Origin of the sequence: Trinickia sp. (assembly GCF_036503415.1) — a bacterium.
GTDB lineage: Bacteria > Pseudomonadota > Gammaproteobacteria > Burkholderiales > Burkholderiaceae > Trinickia.
Genome location: NZ_DASXWY010000033.1, coordinates 1 through 12,975 on the forward strand (window position 1 = coordinate 1; position 12,975 = coordinate 12,975).

Sequence of the window (12,975 nt, forward strand, 5' to 3'; positions counted from 1 at the left end):
TGGGGTGGCTGATGGGACTCGAACCCACGACGACAGGAATCACAATCCTGGACTCTACCAACTGAGCTACAGCCACCACTGGGATCTGCAGTTCGGTGCGTCAAGACCAGCCGCACCGACGAAGAAGCGAGATTATACAAATACCATCGCGACTTGCCTAGCCCCTCAATCGACAATTTCTACCGCGGATTCGAGGGGCTCGCGCAATTGCGCGCGCGCTTCGTTGAATATCGACAAATCGGCGGCAGCGAGCCGCTTGTTGTCGGACAGCACCCGCCGCCAGCCGCGCGCGCCCGCCATACCGCGATACAAGCCCAACGCGTGACGCGTGATCGCACCGAGGAACGTCCCGCGCGCCAGCTCGGTACCGCAGTATTCGATGAGACCCGCCTCGATCTGCTCGCGACTCGGCACGGGTGCCGCCGCACCGTAGAATCGCATGTCGACTTCCGCGAGCACGTAGGGGTTGTGATAGGCCTCGCGCCCCAGCATCACCCCGTCCACATGAGCGAGATGCGACTCGACTTCGTCCAGCGTCTTGACACCGCCGTTGAGGATGATTTCCAGCGCCGGGAAATCGCGCTTGAGGCGATAGGCGTAGTCGTATTTGAGCGGCGGTATCTCGCGATTCTCCTTCGGCGACAAGCCCTTGAGGACGGCATTGCGCGCATGGACGATGAAGACTTCGCAGCCGGCATCGGCCACCGTGCCAACGAAATCGCGCACGAAGGAATAATCCTCGACGGCGTCGACGCCAATCCGATGCTTGACCGTCACCGGTATGCCCACCGCGTCGCGCATCGCCTTCACGCACTCGGCCACGAGTGCCGGCTCGTTCATCAGGCACGCGCCGAACGCGCCGCGCTGCACGCGCTCGGAAGGACAGCCGCAGTTGAGGTTGATTTCGTCGTAGCCCCACTGCTCGCCCAGTTTGGCCGCTCGTGCCAGATCGCCGGGCTCGCTGCCGCCCAGTTGCAACGCGACCGGCGCCTCTTGCGCCGTGAATGCAAGATGTCGAGCGACATCGCCGAACAGCAACGCGCCCGTCGTCACCATTTCCGTGTACAGCCACGTATCACGCGAAATGAGCCGATGGAAGTACCGGCAGTGACGATCGGTCCAATCCATCATGGGAGCCACACTGACGCGGCGCGGGCGGGAAAGGGAAACAGCAGAAGACGACATAGAAAGGCCAACGACAGAATAGACCGCGATTTTACCGCAGCGGGCAGGCGAAAGCCCCGTCGAAGCGCCCGCAAAGCAGCAATCGGTCTCGCCCGAGGCAGCCGACCCGCTAGAATGTAGCCCGCGCGTCGCGGCACGGCCGGCTTTCGCGCGCCCAACCGATTCGAAGGAGCGTTGATCGATGAGCGGCGGATTCTACCGTCATGGCGTGAGCCGGTGCATCCTGGTCTGGGTGCTGCTGACGATGCTCGCTGGATGCAGCGCGCTGTTCGGCCCCAAACCGCCGCCCGTTACTGAACAGCCGGCGCCCGAGCCGCAACCCGAACCGGAGCCTCCGGCGCCGCCGGAACCGGAAGCCTCGGCGCCCGCGCCGGCGTCCGCCCCCGCCGCTCCCGAAGTCAAACGGGCACCGCCAAAACCGGTCCATCGGCACCCCGCGCCTCATCGCCCCGCGCCGCCCGAAACGCCGCCAGCGCCTGCGCCCGTCGTGCCGGCGCCGATCATCAGCACGCGACTGCTGTCGTCCAACGATACACGGGGGCTGCTGGATGCCCGCGTACAGCGGCCCGACGGCAAGGCGCTGGGGCGTGCCATCGACATGTTCGTGGACAAGGATGGCAGGCCGCAGGAAATGCTCGTCAATCTGTCGGGCTTCCTCGGCATCGGCGACCGCAAGGTCCGCTTCCCCTGGAATGCGTTCACTTTCAATATGAACGCGAAAAAAGCCGCTATCACGCTGGCGGTCAAGGAAGGCCAGCCGCCTGCCGCGCAGGCGTTGCAGAAAAAGGGGGCTCGTCCCGCGGGCATCGCTTCGAAACCCGAACTCACGCGCATGATCGATGCGACGGTCGAGCGCGGCGATGGCGCGCGAGTGGGGCGCGTCGTCGATGTACTCATCGATAATCATGCCGCGCCCCAAGCCGCGGTGGTCGACGTCAGCCGGCTCATGCAGGATCGGCGCAGCATCGCGGTCGACTGGTCGGCGCTGCGCTTCGTCCACAAAGACGATGCCCTTCGGGTCGAGTCGGATCTGACCGATGCGCAAGTCGACGCTGCGCCGAATTACGAGCCCGATCGCCCGGTGCGCGCCGTGTCGCCTGCGCCCAAGCCCCCGGTCGCCGCTCAGCCGGCCCCAGCGGGGGCCAAGCCTGCGGCCTCCGGCAACGACGCTTCACGGTGACGAACGCGCAGATGGCAAACCTACGCAGTCTCCGCGCGCTCGATTGGCTCAACTTCTTCCTCGCCAACGTCCAGACAGGTTTTGGCCCGTTCATCGCGTCGTACCTGACGTCGCATAAATGGACACAGGGCGAGATCGGCATTGCGCTCAGCGTCGGCACGGCAACCGCCATGCTGAGCCAGGTGCCCGCCGGCGCGTTGATCGACGCGCTGCGCAACAAGAAAGGCGCCGCCGCGCTCGCGATCGTCGCCATCGCGGCATGTGCGCTCTTGCTCGCCGCCAGCCCGACGACCGTCCCGGTGCTCGCCGCCGAGGTGTTTCATGGTTTCGCGAGCTGCATGCTGACGCCTGCCATCGCGGCCATTTCGTTCGCGCTCGTCGGTCGCCATGCCCTCGGCGACCGGCTCGGGCGCAACGCACGCTTCGCATCGATCGGCAGTGCCGTCGCCGCCGCGCTCATGGGTGCGTTCGGCGAGTATTCGTCGGCGCGGGCTGTCTTCTGGTTGACCGCGGCATTGAACGTTCCCGCGCTCATCGCCCTTTCGATGATCGAGCATACGGGGCGCGCCGCGGCGAAGGCAGCGGGCGCGGCCACGGTTGCTTCCCCCGCCCCGCCGGTCGCCACGCATCGCCGTGCGGGCATGAGCGAGTTGCTGCGCGATCGGCGGGTACTCGTATTCGCCGCGTGCATCGCGCTGTTCCATTTGTCGAACGCGGCCATGCTCAATCTGGCCGCCGGCGAAGTCACCACGCATATGAGCGATAACGTGCAGCTCGTGATCGCGGCGTGCATCATCGTGCCGCAAATGGTGGTCGCGGCGCTCTCGCCATGGGTGGGACGATCGGCCGAACGTTGGGGCCGGCGTCCGCTCCTCTTGTTCGGCTTTGCCGCGCTACCCGTTCGCGCGCTGCTCTTCGCGGGCGTGTCGAGCCCTTATCTGCTCGTCCCTGTGCAGTTGTTCGACGGCATCAGCGCGGCAGTCTTCGGCGTGATGCTGCCGCTCATCGCGGCGGACGTGGCCGGAGACAAAGGACATTACAACCTCTGTATCGGCCTGTTCGGACTCACGGCAGGTATCGGCGCAACGCTATCGACGCTGCTCGCGGGGTTTATCGCCGATCATTTCGGCAATACGGTCAGCTTTTTCGGTCTCGCCGCGGCGGGCGTGCTGGCCGTGCTGCTCGTTTGGATGGCGCTGCCCGAGACACGCGATGCGGTCGACTCACCGGCCGAAGACGGGCAAGGCCCCACACCGGCTGCGCATTGAAACCGGCAGCCCCGCGCCCGCGGGGCGAACGATCAACCGTCAAGCCGGTCGTCGACGATCGCTCGCGCCGCGTCGAGCGCGGCGCGAGCCGCCTGCCGTTCGGTCGGCCACAGCTTGTCGACATGAACGAGCTGCCAGTCCTGCACCACCATGCCGTCCTTCAATACGCGAAAGTGCGATTTCACGCCCGTCATCACCTGTTCCACGGCGACTTCCAGTGCAAAGCCGCGGTAAGGCTCCTCGTAATCGCCCATGTCGATGCCAGTCGGTTTCATCGCACTCCCCCAAACGATCATTGCAGGTAGGCCTACAACCGGGACCGCAATCCTCGACTAATCGCAATCGCCCGACAAATACTTTCGGCCCTCGCAGGTGATTTCGATCGCGCCATCGGTATTCTCGTCGACAAGCCCGGCGCCAAGCAGTTCGGCGGCGACCGACATCGAGACGAGCGGCGGCGCCTGGCCGATTCCCACGTCGTTCAGGCGCCTCAGCGCCTCTACCGCCTCGGGGCTCAAGGGTTTGGACATGGCCGGCTCCTTGTCTGTGATAGCGCTTGCGCGCCGATGTCGACTCCGATCGACTCCGGTGCCATGCAACGCTCGCGTGAGCATCGTCAATCCATCCTAGCACTTCCTCCGCGCGAAGCAGATGCGCAAATACGCGTGCGCCGGGAGACGGCCTCACCCCTATAATGACGCTCGTTCCGTTAGACGAACGGGCGCATCGCGTCATGCCCGCGCCGCCCGCGCACTACATGCAAAAAATCATCCTGCCTCTGGTGTCGGGCTTTCTCGCCGCGCTCTTTTTCCATGAAGCGACGCTCGCGCTTCTGCATACCGCGGGGCTCATCGACATGACGGGCTTTTCCACGACCCCGTTCGCGCCGCTCGACATCCCCGAGTTCGTCGCCAACGCGCTCTGGGGCGCCGTGTGGGCCGTACTGATGGCCTGGCTGCTGCGCGTTTCGCCCGAGCGCGTAGCGCCGTGGGTTCAGGCGTTGGTATTCGGAGGTATCGTTCTCACGGCGGCACGAATCTTCGTCGTCGATCCCATACGCGGCATTTGGCCGAGCGGCAACATGCTGCCGCGCCTTGCCATCGGTTTCGCTGCCAACGCCATGTGGGGCTGGGGCGCTCTCGTCTTCATGCGCGCTTTCATGGCTGAAAGCGCCGAGGAATCGGCCTGAAGTCTCTTCCGAAGCAGCGCCGGATAACGCGCGACGCGGCGCCGACTCAGCCGTGAAGCGCGCGCAGCGGGTGCTCGTCCGGGCGCCATGGGCTCATGAACATGCGCTCGACATCTTGCGCCGTCACGTCCCCGATGCGACTGATTCGCCAGACAGGGTGATTGTCCTTGTCGATGATCCGAGCACGCACCCCTTCGAGCACATCGCCAAACGCGAACATCGTATGAGTGAGATCGAGGTCACGGCGCAGGCATTCTGCCATCGTGCTGTCGCCGCGCGCCACGACCTCCAGCGAGACGGCCATCGATAGCGGCGAACGTTCATGCATCATGCCGAGCGTATCCTCCGCCCAATCGCATGCGCCCTCTTCCCTTTCGGCTGCGAGCGACGCGGCGATGGCCGCGGCATCGGGCTGCCCGAAATGCCTGTCGATCCATGCGCGCGTGGCGGCAAGCGACGTGTCGGCGTGTTCATCGCCGTTGGCGCAGACAGCTTGGTGCGCAATGCGCTTCACGCAGGCGATCACGTCGGTGCCTGTGGCAAACGATTCATGACCCAGCGCTTCGAGAAGCGTCGGAATGGCGCTGGCATTCATGCAGATATCGGCCAGCCCGGCATAGAGCGCATCGGCCGCGCCGATCGTTACACCGGTGACGGCAAGATACCGACCGATCGCGCCGGGCGTACGGGCGAGGAACCATCCGGCGCCGACATCGGGGAAAAACCCGATACGCGTCTCGGGCATCGCCATTCGCGTCGTGCTCGTCACGACGCGCAGGCCGCCGGTCCGATGCGCCCCTTGCGAAATGCCCATTCCGCCGCCCATGACGATGCCGCTCATCAACGCGATATAAGGCTTGGGGTAAATAAAAATCGCGTGATCGAGCGAATACTCCTCGATGAAGAAACGCTCGCGTGCGGCGATATCGTTGCGTTGCGACATCTCGTAGAAGGACCGGACGTCGCCGCCCGCGCAAAAAGCGCGCTCGTGCGGCGAATAAACGACGACGGCAAGCACGCCGGGATCCGTGCGCCATTCGTCGAGCCGGGCGTGCATCGTGCGGATCATGCCCAGCGAAAGCGCATTGAGCGCCTTGGGGCGGTTCAGTTCGATAAAACCGATTCGATTGGCGATAAAGGTGCGCACCTCGGCCGAGGTGGCAGCTAAAGCCGAATCATCAATCGTAGTCATGGCTGGACGTCGAAACCGAAGAAGCGACACACGAAACGGTAGCACGCGCGGGCATCGACAGCGAGCGAGGCCGTCCGAATCAATGCGCCTGCATCCCGGAAAAGAGGTTGAGGACGACGACACCGGCCACGATCAGCGACAGGCCGATGACCGCGCCGACATCGGGAACCTGCCGGTAAAGCACGATGGCCACGAGCGTGATGAGCACGATGCCAACGCCCGACCATATTGCGTAGACGATGCCCACCGGCATCGACTTGAGCGTCAGCGAAAGGCAGTAGAACGCCACGCCATAGCCACCGACCACGACGAGCGAAGGCGCGAGACGCGTGAAGCCGGCCGAAGCACGCAGCGCCGAAGTGCCAATGACCTCCGCGACGATCGCGATGGCAAGCCAGAGATAGCCGAGACTGCTCGATCCGCGCATCGGTTTCAACCCTTGGCCAGCGCAAGCTGCGCGTAGTCGTGGCCGAGCTCCGCGCTGAGCGCCTCGACGACCAGTTCGTGATCGGCGCGTTGAGCGAGTCCCGACACCGTCACCGACCCGATGACTCCGACACCGGTCACCGTGATCGGGAATGAGCCGCCGTGCGCGGCGTACTCGGCGCCGGGCAATCCGTGCTTGTCGGCAAGCGTCGTTCCGGCCTGCTGCATGCGCAGTCCGATCGCATACGAACTGCGGCGGAAATGGGCGACGACGTTGCGCTTACGGCGCACCCAAGCTGCGTGATCGGGCGTGGCCCCCTCCAGCGAGCAGAAAAAAAGCGACTGGCCGAAGGTCGAAACATCGATGGCGAGCGCGAGCGAACGCGCCGTCGCAATTTCATGCAGATAAGCGCCGAGCTGCCAGGCGCGAGCGGCGTCGAAACGAGGGAACACCAGCGTGTGCTCCTGGGCTGCGATGGTACGCAGATCGTGGTCGATATCCATGAGAGAACAAAATGCCGTTGGGTAATGCGCGTGAACCGGGACAACCCGATCGTGCTGCGGCGCGGCACCCGATTCTAGCGCAGGTGTATGCGGCCGCGCCCAAGTGCCGGCCAGCAATCGGGCATCCGAGCAAACCCGCGATCGATAGATAAAAGCGAATCCATCCTTGCGTCGACTTTGGGATTTATCTATAATCTTCTTTTCGACGGACGCGGGGTGGAGCAGTCTGGCAGCTCGTCGGGCTCATAACCCGAAGGTCGTAGGTTCAAATCCTACCCCCGCAACCAATACAAGCACGTCCGCAAGCACTTCCAAGCGATGTGCCGCCGTCCAGGAACATTGAAGCTCGATCGTCAGATCGGGCTTTTTTTATGTGCGCGCCGCGGAGGTTGGCGCGATAACGAGGGCCCGGCGAACCGGGAAAAACCCGCATCGACGAGCGAAGCGGCTGCGACCGTCCAGCCGATGGGCCGAGTCCATGACAACGTTTTCTTTATGTAGTCTCGGCTCCTATTGCGCATAATCCGGCGCGCCCCTATCGTTGTCGAAGCAACATCAACGGCTGCGCAAAAAAACAGAAAGACCGCGCGAAAGGCCGACACTCTGAGACAGGTACGGAGACCACCGATGACAAGCATGTCCGAACCCGCACACGCCGGGCCCCCCACATTTTTTTCGAAGCAGGCCACGGTCGCCCGCCCCGGTTTCACTCGCTGGATGGTGCCGCCCGCGGCACTCGCCGTGCATCTGTGCATCGGCCAGGCCTACGCGTTCTCCGTCTTCAACGGCCCGCTGACGAAAGTCATCGGCATTACCCAATCGGCGCCGGAAGACTGGTCGCTGACCACGCTCGGCTGGATTTTTTCGCTCGCCATCGTGTTCCTCGGGCTCTCCGCGGCCTTCGCAGGCAAGTGGCTCGAGCACGTCGGCCCGCGACGCACGATGTTCACGGCGGCCTGCTGTTTCGGCGGCGGCTTCCTCGTTTCCGCGCTCGGGGTCTGGCTGCATCAGATCGTGCTGCTCTATCTCGGCTATGGCGTGATCGGCGGTATCGGGCTGGGGCTTGGCTACGTCTCGCCCGTGTCGACGCTGATCCGCTGGTTCCCGGACCGCCGCGGCATGGCAACCGGTATGGCCATCATGGGTTTCGGCGGCGGCGCGATGATCGCGGCGCCGTTGTCGGTCGCGCTGATGAACCACTTCAAGAGCGCCACGAGCGTCGGCGTGGCCGAAACGTTCATCGTTCTCGGCATCGCCTATTTCATCTCGATGTCGATCGGTGCCCTCGCCATCCGTGTGCCGCCCGCGGACTGGAAGCCGGCGGGATGGACGCCGCCCGACACGTCGCACAAATTGATCACGCGCAACCACGTCCATATCGACGAAGCCTTGAAAACGCCGCAGTTCTATCTGATCTGGCTGGTGCTCTTCCTGAACGTCACCGCGGGCATCGGCATTCTCGGACAGGCCTCGGTCATGATCCAGGAGAGCTTCAAGAACACCGTCACGCCGGCCGCCGCCGCGGGCTTCGTCGGACTTCTCTCCCTGTTCAACATGGGCGGGCGCTTCGTCTGGGCATCGGCATCGGACTGGGTCGGCCGCAAAAACACCTACTTCATCTTCTTCGCGCTCGGCGCCGTGCTCTACTACTTCGTTCCGAGCTTCGCGACGACGGGCAACATTGCACTTTTCGTGCTGGCTTACTGCGTGATTCTTTCGATGTACGGCGGTGGCTTTTCGACCGTGCCGGCCTATCTCGCGGATATGTTCGGAACAGCCTTCGTCGGCGGCATCCATGGGCGCCTGTTGACCGCCTGGGCCGCCGCGGGCGTGGCGGGCCCGGTGCTCGTCAACTACATCCGTGCATACGAGGTAGCGCACGGCGTGGCCAAGGCCGACGCTTACACGATGACTGTCCACATCATGGCAGCGCTGCTCGTCGTCGGCTTCATCTGCAACCTGCTCGTTTCGCGCGTGAACGAGAAACATCATATGAGCGAGCTTCAGCTCGCCAACGAACAGTGAGGAGAGGCGCAATGAACGAGACATCCACCGCGGTCACGCCGTCGAGCCGCATCGGCCTGATCGTCTTCTGGGCGTACGTGCTGATCCCGCTCGCCTGGGGCGTCATCAACACGCTGCGCCAGGCGCTCAAGCTGTTCGTCTGAGGCGCACCGACGAGCCGACCGGAAGCCGGGCCATGCGCCCGGCTTCGTTTTTTGGGTGCGCGATCCGAAACGTCGGGCGACCCGCGGCGAGCCGGCGGCCAGTGATAAACTCGCATCACTTTCACGCGCGCGTTTTTTGCCGGCTTGCGCGAGCGCCGAGTACGCAGCAGCGCTGCACCGCGCCCGCGCCGTCCCTCACGATATCTATGAAATTCTGCTCAGCCTGCGGCCACTCGGTCAGCTTACGGATTCCAGCCGGAGACAATCGCGAGCGCTTCGTCTGCGAGCGCTGCGGCGCCGTGCATTACCAGAACCCCCGCAATGTCGTCGGGACGGTGCCGGTGTGGGAGGACAAAGTCCTGCTCTGCCGCCGCGCGATCGAACCGCGCTATGGCTATTGGACGCTGCCGGCCGGTTTCATGGAAATGGGCGAGACCACCTCGGAGGCCGCCGCGCGCGAAACACTCGAGGAAGCGGGCGCGCGCGTCGAAGTCCAGCACTTGTTCTCGCTGCTCAATGTGCCGCACGTCCACCAGGTGCACATTTTCTATCTGGCGCGGCTGCTCGATATCGATATCGAAGCCGGCGAGGAAAGCCTCGAAGTGCGTCTTTTCGACGAAGGCGAAATCCCCTGGGACGACATCGCGTTTCCCACCGTCTGCCAGACGTTGCGTTTTTTCTTTGCCGATCGTTCGGCCGGCAACTATGGGCTGCACACGGGCGACATCTTCCGCTCGCTGCGCGAAGGCTGATCGAACCCGCGCGCCGATGGTCCCCTGGCTCGGTCCCGACGATCCGTTCCCGCCTGTCGAGCAGGCGCTCGGCGCAACGAGCGGTGCGCCGGGCCTGTTGGCCGCGAGCTCGGACCTGCTGCCCTGGAGACTCGTCGATGCCTACCGGCGCGGCATTTTCCCCTGGTACTCGGACGGTCAGCCGGTACTCTGGTGGTGTCCGCATCCGCGCATGATCCTCGTGCCGGCGGAATTCAAGGTATCCCCTTCGCTGAGAAAGACGCTCAAGCGCGTGCTGCGCGATCCGCGCTGGGAGGTCCGCGTCGATTGCGATTTCCCCGGCGTGATGCGCGCCTGCGCGCAAGCGCCGCGCCAAGGGCAGCGCGGCACCTGGATCACGGCCGAAATCATCGACGCCTATTCGATGCTGCATCGCGCCGGCGAAGCGCACAGCGTGGAAACCTGGTACGAAGGCGCCCGCGTGGGCGGTCTGTACGGCGTCTCGCTCGGACGCATGTTCTTCGGCGAATCGATGTTCGCCGATGTGACCGATGCGTCGAAAATCGCGCTCGCCGCACTCGTGGGCCACCTGCTCCGCCACGAAGTAGAAATGATAGACTGCCAACAGAATACGTCGCATCTGGCATCGCTCGGCGGCCGGGAAATTGCGCGCAAGAGCTTTCTCGGACATGTGCGCGAAGCGGTGGCGCAAGCACCCATTCCGTGGCGCTTCGACAAATCCGCCTTGCTCGAGGTCCTGCCTGACAGGATGCAGGCGATGCCGGAAAAACGCGCGCGCTGACCACGCACCGTGAGCAGCCTGCCAACGAGGGACGATGCTTCGAGAGCCGCCAATGACTCACCCGAATGAGCTGCCGCTTTCACCTCTTTCCGCGCTGCAATTTTATGCAACCGCGCCCTATCCTTGCAGTTATCTGGAAGGACGCATCGCGCGCTCGCAAGTCGCCACGCCAAGCCACCTGATCAATTCCGACGTTTATACCGAGCTCGTCAAGGCGGGCTTTCGCCGCTCCGGCGTGTTCACGTACCGCCCGTACTGCGAAGGTTGCCGCGCTTGCGTGCCGGTTCGCGTGCCCGTTGCGGCCTTCACGCCAAACCGGACGCAGCGCCGTGTGTGGAAGCGCCATGCCAGCCTCGTCGCATCGGTTTCGACGCTGCATTACGACGAGGAACACTACGCGCTCTATATGCGCTATCAGGCGGCCCGCCATGCGGGCGGCGGCATGGACCGCGACAGCCGCGATCAATACGAACAGTTCCTGTTGCACAGCCGCATCAACTCGCGGCTCGTCGAATTCCGCGAGCCGGTGCCGGCCGATCTCGGCATGGCGCAACCGGGAACACTGCGCATGGTCAGCATGATCGACATCCTCGGCGACGGGCTGTCCTCCGTGTATACCTTTTTCGAACCCGACGCCGCGAAGGCGAGCTACGGCACCTACAACATTCTCTGGCAGATCGAGCAGGCTCGAAGCCTCGGGCTGCCTTACGTCTATCTGGGCTACTGGATTCAGGAAAGCGCCAAGATGGCCTACAAGTCGAATTTTCGGCCACTCGAAGGCTTGAGCGGCGGGCGCTGGAGCCCGCTGGATACATCCTCGCGTGAGGCCCCGCCCTCCGACGACGATGCCGCGCGTGGCGCCGAAGGGTAACGCCCTTGCGCGCGCCGCGCACCGGGCCGCGCGTTTCGGGGCCGGCACCGCGAAGCCGGTAAAATAGCGGGTTTCCATTTCCGGCTCCAACCTTTCCGTGCTCAGCTCCCTTTATCCGTTTGCACGAGCCCAACTCTTTCGCATGGATGCGGAAGACGCTCATCATCTGACGCTGCGCGCACTGAGTGCCGCGGGCCGGGCCGGCGTCGCGCGGCTGCTCGCCACGCATGTACCCGACTTGCCGCGCACGGTGATGGGCATCGCGTTTCGCAATCCGGTCGGGCTCGCAGCGGGGCTGGACAAGGATGGCGCCTGCATCGACGGACTCGCCGCACTCGGCTTCGGGTTTATCGAAGTCGGCACCGTGACGCCGCGCGCACAACCCGGCAACCCTCGCCCGCGCATGTTCCGGCTACCGCAGGCCGGCGCACTCATCAATCGGATGGGTTTCAACAACGGCGGCGTCGATCAGTTCGTGCGCAATGTGCAGGCGGCGCGATACCGTGGACCGCTCGGCCTGAACATCGGCAAGAACGCCGATACGCCCATCGAGCGCGCCGCCGACGATTATCTCTATTGCCTCGAAAGGGTCTACCCGTTCGCCAGCTACGTCACGATCAATATCTCGTCGCCGAATACGAAGAACCTGCGCCAGTTGCAAGGAGCGGACGAACTCGACGCGCTCGTCGGCGCGCTCAAGGACAAGCAACAACGGCTGGCGGACCTGCACGGCAAGCTCGTTCCGCTCGCGCTGAAAATCGCCCCCGATCTCGATGACGAGCAGATCAAGGCGATCGCCGCCACGCTGCTGCGCCATGGCGTCGAAGGCGTCATTGCCACCAATACGACGCTCTCGCGCGCGGCCGTCGCGGGTCTGCCGCATGCCGACGAGGCAGGCGGCCTCTCGGGCAAACCGGTGTTCGAAGCTTCCAACGCCGTGATCGCCAAACTGCGCGCCGAGCTCGGCGAAACGGTCGCCATCATCGGCGTCGGCGGCATCGCGTCGGGTGCCGACGCGGTGGCCAAGCTTGCTGCGGGGGCGTCGCTCGTACAGATCTACACCGGCTTCGTCTACCGGGGCCCTGCGCTGGTGGGCGAGTGCGTCGACGCAATCGCCCACATGAGTGCGCCTGTCATATAGACATAAACAAACGATATTTCTAGACCGATTGGTATTTCGCTATCATGACGCACCTAATCACTGCCCCCGAGGCGAGGAGATCGACACGATGAAATTGGCGACGCTCAAGAAGATTCTGACGGCCGGCCTGCTTGGCGCGGCGTTCGTTACGGTCACCGCGCACGCAGCGGATTTGCTCGACGAGGTCAAACAGCGCGGGACGTTGCGCATCGGCCTCGAAGGGACGTTCCCGCCGTTCAATTCGAAGAATGCCAGCGGCGAACTCGTCGGTTTCGATGTCGATATCGCCAAGGCCGTGGCGGCCAAGCTCGGCGTGAA

General features: G+C 64.1%; 16 protein-coding genes and 2 tRNA genes. 11 read left to right on the forward strand and 7 right to left on the reverse strand.

Going from position 1 to position 12,975, the window contains the following annotated elements:
* Positions 1 to 76 (reverse strand) — tRNA-His (locus VGL01_RS05220).
* 89 nt (positions 77 to 165) lie between these two features.
* The gene (dusA, locus tag VGL01_RS05225) at positions 166 to 1,185 is read right to left on the reverse strand and encodes a tRNA dihydrouridine(20/20a) synthase DusA (protein WP_331567764.1); all 1,020 of its coding nucleotides are present in this window, start codon (positions 1,183 to 1,185) and stop codon (positions 166 to 168) included.
* Between the two features lie 181 nt (positions 1,186 to 1,366).
* Here dusA and VGL01_RS05230 point away from each other — a divergent pair, with 181 nt between their 5' ends.
* Positions 1,367 to 2,365 carry a PRC-barrel domain containing protein gene (locus VGL01_RS05230; RefSeq protein WP_331567766.1) on the forward strand — a complete coding sequence of 333 codons (999 nt, stop codon included), beginning with the start codon at positions 1,367 to 1,369 and terminating at the stop codon, positions 2,363 to 2,365.
* Positions 2,366 to 2,376: 11 nt separating this feature from the next.
* Positions 2,377 to 3,633, forward strand: a complete 1,257-nt coding sequence (locus VGL01_RS05235) for an MFS transporter (RefSeq protein ID WP_331567768.1) — start codon at positions 2,377 to 2,379, stop codon at positions 3,631 to 3,633.
* Positions 3,634 to 3,665: 32 nt separating this feature from the next.
* Here the strand turns inward: VGL01_RS05235 and VGL01_RS05240 are convergent, their stop codons facing one another.
* Together VGL01_RS05240 and VGL01_RS05245 are read right to left on the reverse strand one after the other, a co-directional pair.
* On the reverse strand, positions 3,666 to 3,908 hold the full coding sequence (locus VGL01_RS05240; protein WP_331567770.1) for a DUF6566 family protein: 243 nt from the start codon (positions 3,906 to 3,908) through the stop codon (positions 3,666 to 3,668).
* Positions 3,909 to 3,965: 57 nt separating this feature from the next.
* Positions 3,966 to 4,163, reverse strand: coding sequence for a hypothetical protein (locus VGL01_RS05245; protein WP_331567772.1), 198 nt, complete (start codon positions 4,161 to 4,163; stop codon positions 3,966 to 3,968).
* A gap of 227 nt (positions 4,164 to 4,390) precedes the next feature.
* Here VGL01_RS05245 and VGL01_RS05250 point away from each other — a divergent pair, with 227 nt between their 5' ends.
* Complete coding sequence (locus tag VGL01_RS05250) at positions 4,391 to 4,822, forward strand: hypothetical protein (protein ID WP_331567774.1); 432 nt, start codon at positions 4,391 to 4,393, stop codon at positions 4,820 to 4,822.
* 46 nt (positions 4,823 to 4,868) lie between these two features.
* Here the strand turns inward: VGL01_RS05250 and VGL01_RS05255 are convergent, their stop codons facing one another.
* From VGL01_RS05255 to VGL01_RS05265, 3 genes are all read right to left on the reverse strand, one after another.
* Complete coding sequence (locus tag VGL01_RS05255; RefSeq protein WP_414720178.1) at positions 4,869 to 6,014, reverse strand: enoyl-CoA hydratase/isomerase family protein; 1,146 nt, start codon at positions 6,012 to 6,014, stop codon at positions 4,869 to 4,871.
* 79 nt (positions 6,015 to 6,093) lie between these two features.
* Entirely contained in the window at positions 6,094 to 6,441 is a 348-nt protein-coding gene (locus VGL01_RS05260; protein ID WP_331567776.1) for a multidrug efflux SMR transporter, read from the reverse strand.
* A 5-nt stretch (positions 6,442 to 6,446) separates the two neighbouring features.
* Positions 6,447 to 6,944: a heme-degrading domain-containing protein gene (locus VGL01_RS05265; protein ID WP_331567778.1), complete on the reverse strand. Its 498-nt coding sequence runs from the start codon at positions 6,942 to 6,944 to the stop codon at positions 6,447 to 6,449.
* 210 nt (positions 6,945 to 7,154) lie between these two features.
* Here VGL01_RS05265 and VGL01_RS05270 point away from each other — a divergent pair.
* The 8 genes from VGL01_RS05270 to VGL01_RS05305 form a co-directional block, all read left to right on the forward strand.
* Positions 7,155 to 7,231: transfer RNA gene (locus VGL01_RS05270), tRNA-Met, on the forward strand.
* A 340-nt stretch (positions 7,232 to 7,571) separates the two neighbouring features.
* On the forward strand, positions 7,572 to 8,969 hold the full coding sequence (locus tag VGL01_RS05275; RefSeq protein WP_331567780.1) for an L-lactate MFS transporter: 1,398 nt from the start codon (positions 7,572 to 7,574) through the stop codon (positions 8,967 to 8,969).
* 11 nt (positions 8,970 to 8,980) lie between these two features.
* Positions 8,981 to 9,112 carry an MFS transporter small subunit gene (locus VGL01_RS05280; RefSeq protein ID WP_331567782.1) on the forward strand — a complete coding sequence of 44 codons (132 nt, stop codon included), beginning with the start codon at positions 8,981 to 8,983 and terminating at the stop codon, positions 9,110 to 9,112.
* Positions 9,113 to 9,318: 206 nt separating this feature from the next.
* The gene (locus VGL01_RS05285) at positions 9,319 to 9,864 is read left to right on the forward strand and encodes an NUDIX hydrolase (RefSeq protein WP_331567784.1); all 546 of its coding nucleotides are present in this window, start codon (positions 9,319 to 9,321) and stop codon (positions 9,862 to 9,864) included.
* A gap of 16 nt (positions 9,865 to 9,880) precedes the next feature.
* On the forward strand, positions 9,881 to 10,645 hold the full coding sequence (gene aat / locus VGL01_RS05290) for a leucyl/phenylalanyl-tRNA--protein transferase (protein WP_331567786.1): 765 nt from the start codon (positions 9,881 to 9,883) through the stop codon (positions 10,643 to 10,645).
* Positions 10,646 to 10,697: 52 nt separating this feature from the next.
* A complete protein-coding gene (locus tag VGL01_RS05295; protein WP_331567788.1) occupies positions 10,698 to 11,516 on the forward strand; it encodes an arginyltransferase in 819 nt (272 codons plus the stop codon).
* A 97-nt stretch (positions 11,517 to 11,613) separates the two neighbouring features.
* Positions 11,614 to 12,657 (forward strand): quinone-dependent dihydroorotate dehydrogenase, encoded by a 1,044-nt coding sequence (locus VGL01_RS05300; RefSeq protein WP_331567790.1) that lies wholly within the window; start codon positions 11,614 to 11,616, stop codon positions 12,655 to 12,657.
* Positions 12,658 to 12,745: 88 nt separating this feature from the next.
* Positions 12,746 to 12,975, forward strand: a 230-nt coding sequence (locus VGL01_RS05305) for a transporter substrate-binding domain-containing protein (RefSeq protein ID WP_331567792.1), incomplete at its 3' end; no start/stop codon positions are given.

What these genes read in the sequence shown, in the direction of transcription:
- dusA (WP_331567764.1), bottom strand. Translation starts at nt 1,185, where the DNA reads ATGTCGTCTTCTGCTGTTTCCCTTTCCCGCCCGCGCCGCGTCAGTGTG.
- VGL01_RS05230 (WP_331567766.1), top strand. Translation starts at nt 1,367, where the DNA reads ATGAGCGGCGGATTCTACCGTCATGGCGTGAGCCGGTGCATCCTGGTC.
- VGL01_RS05235 (WP_331567768.1), top strand. Translation starts at nt 2,377, where the DNA reads ATGGCAAACCTACGCAGTCTCCGCGCGCTCGATTGGCTCAACTTCTTC.
- VGL01_RS05240 (WP_331567770.1), bottom strand. Translation starts at nt 3,908, where the DNA reads ATGAAACCGACTGGCATCGACATGGGCGATTACGAGGAGCCTTACCGC.
- VGL01_RS05245 (WP_331567772.1), bottom strand. Translation starts at nt 4,163, where the DNA reads ATGTCCAAACCCTTGAGCCCCGAGGCGGTAGAGGCGCTGAGGCGCCTG.
- VGL01_RS05250 (WP_331567774.1), top strand. Translation starts at nt 4,391, where the DNA reads ATGCAAAAAATCATCCTGCCTCTGGTGTCGGGCTTTCTCGCCGCGCTC.
- VGL01_RS05255 (WP_414720178.1), bottom strand. Translation starts at nt 6,014, where the DNA reads ATGACTACGATTGATGATTCGGCTTTAGCTGCCACCTCGGCCGAGGTG.
- VGL01_RS05260 (WP_331567776.1), bottom strand. Translation starts at nt 6,441, where the DNA reads ATGCGCGGATCGAGCAGTCTCGGCTATCTCTGGCTTGCCATCGCGATC.
- VGL01_RS05265 (WP_331567778.1), bottom strand. Translation starts at nt 6,944, where the DNA reads ATGGATATCGACCACGATCTGCGTACCATCGCAGCCCAGGAGCACACG.
- VGL01_RS05275 (WP_331567780.1), top strand. Translation starts at nt 7,572, where the DNA reads ATGACAAGCATGTCCGAACCCGCACACGCCGGGCCCCCCACATTTTTT.
- VGL01_RS05280 (WP_331567782.1), top strand. Translation starts at nt 8,981, where the DNA reads ATGAACGAGACATCCACCGCGGTCACGCCGTCGAGCCGCATCGGCCTG.
- VGL01_RS05285 (WP_331567784.1), top strand. Translation starts at nt 9,319, where the DNA reads ATGAAATTCTGCTCAGCCTGCGGCCACTCGGTCAGCTTACGGATTCCA.
- aat (WP_331567786.1), top strand. Translation starts at nt 9,881, where the DNA reads ATGGTCCCCTGGCTCGGTCCCGACGATCCGTTCCCGCCTGTCGAGCAG.
- VGL01_RS05295 (WP_331567788.1), top strand. Translation starts at nt 10,698, where the DNA reads ATGACTCACCCGAATGAGCTGCCGCTTTCACCTCTTTCCGCGCTGCAA.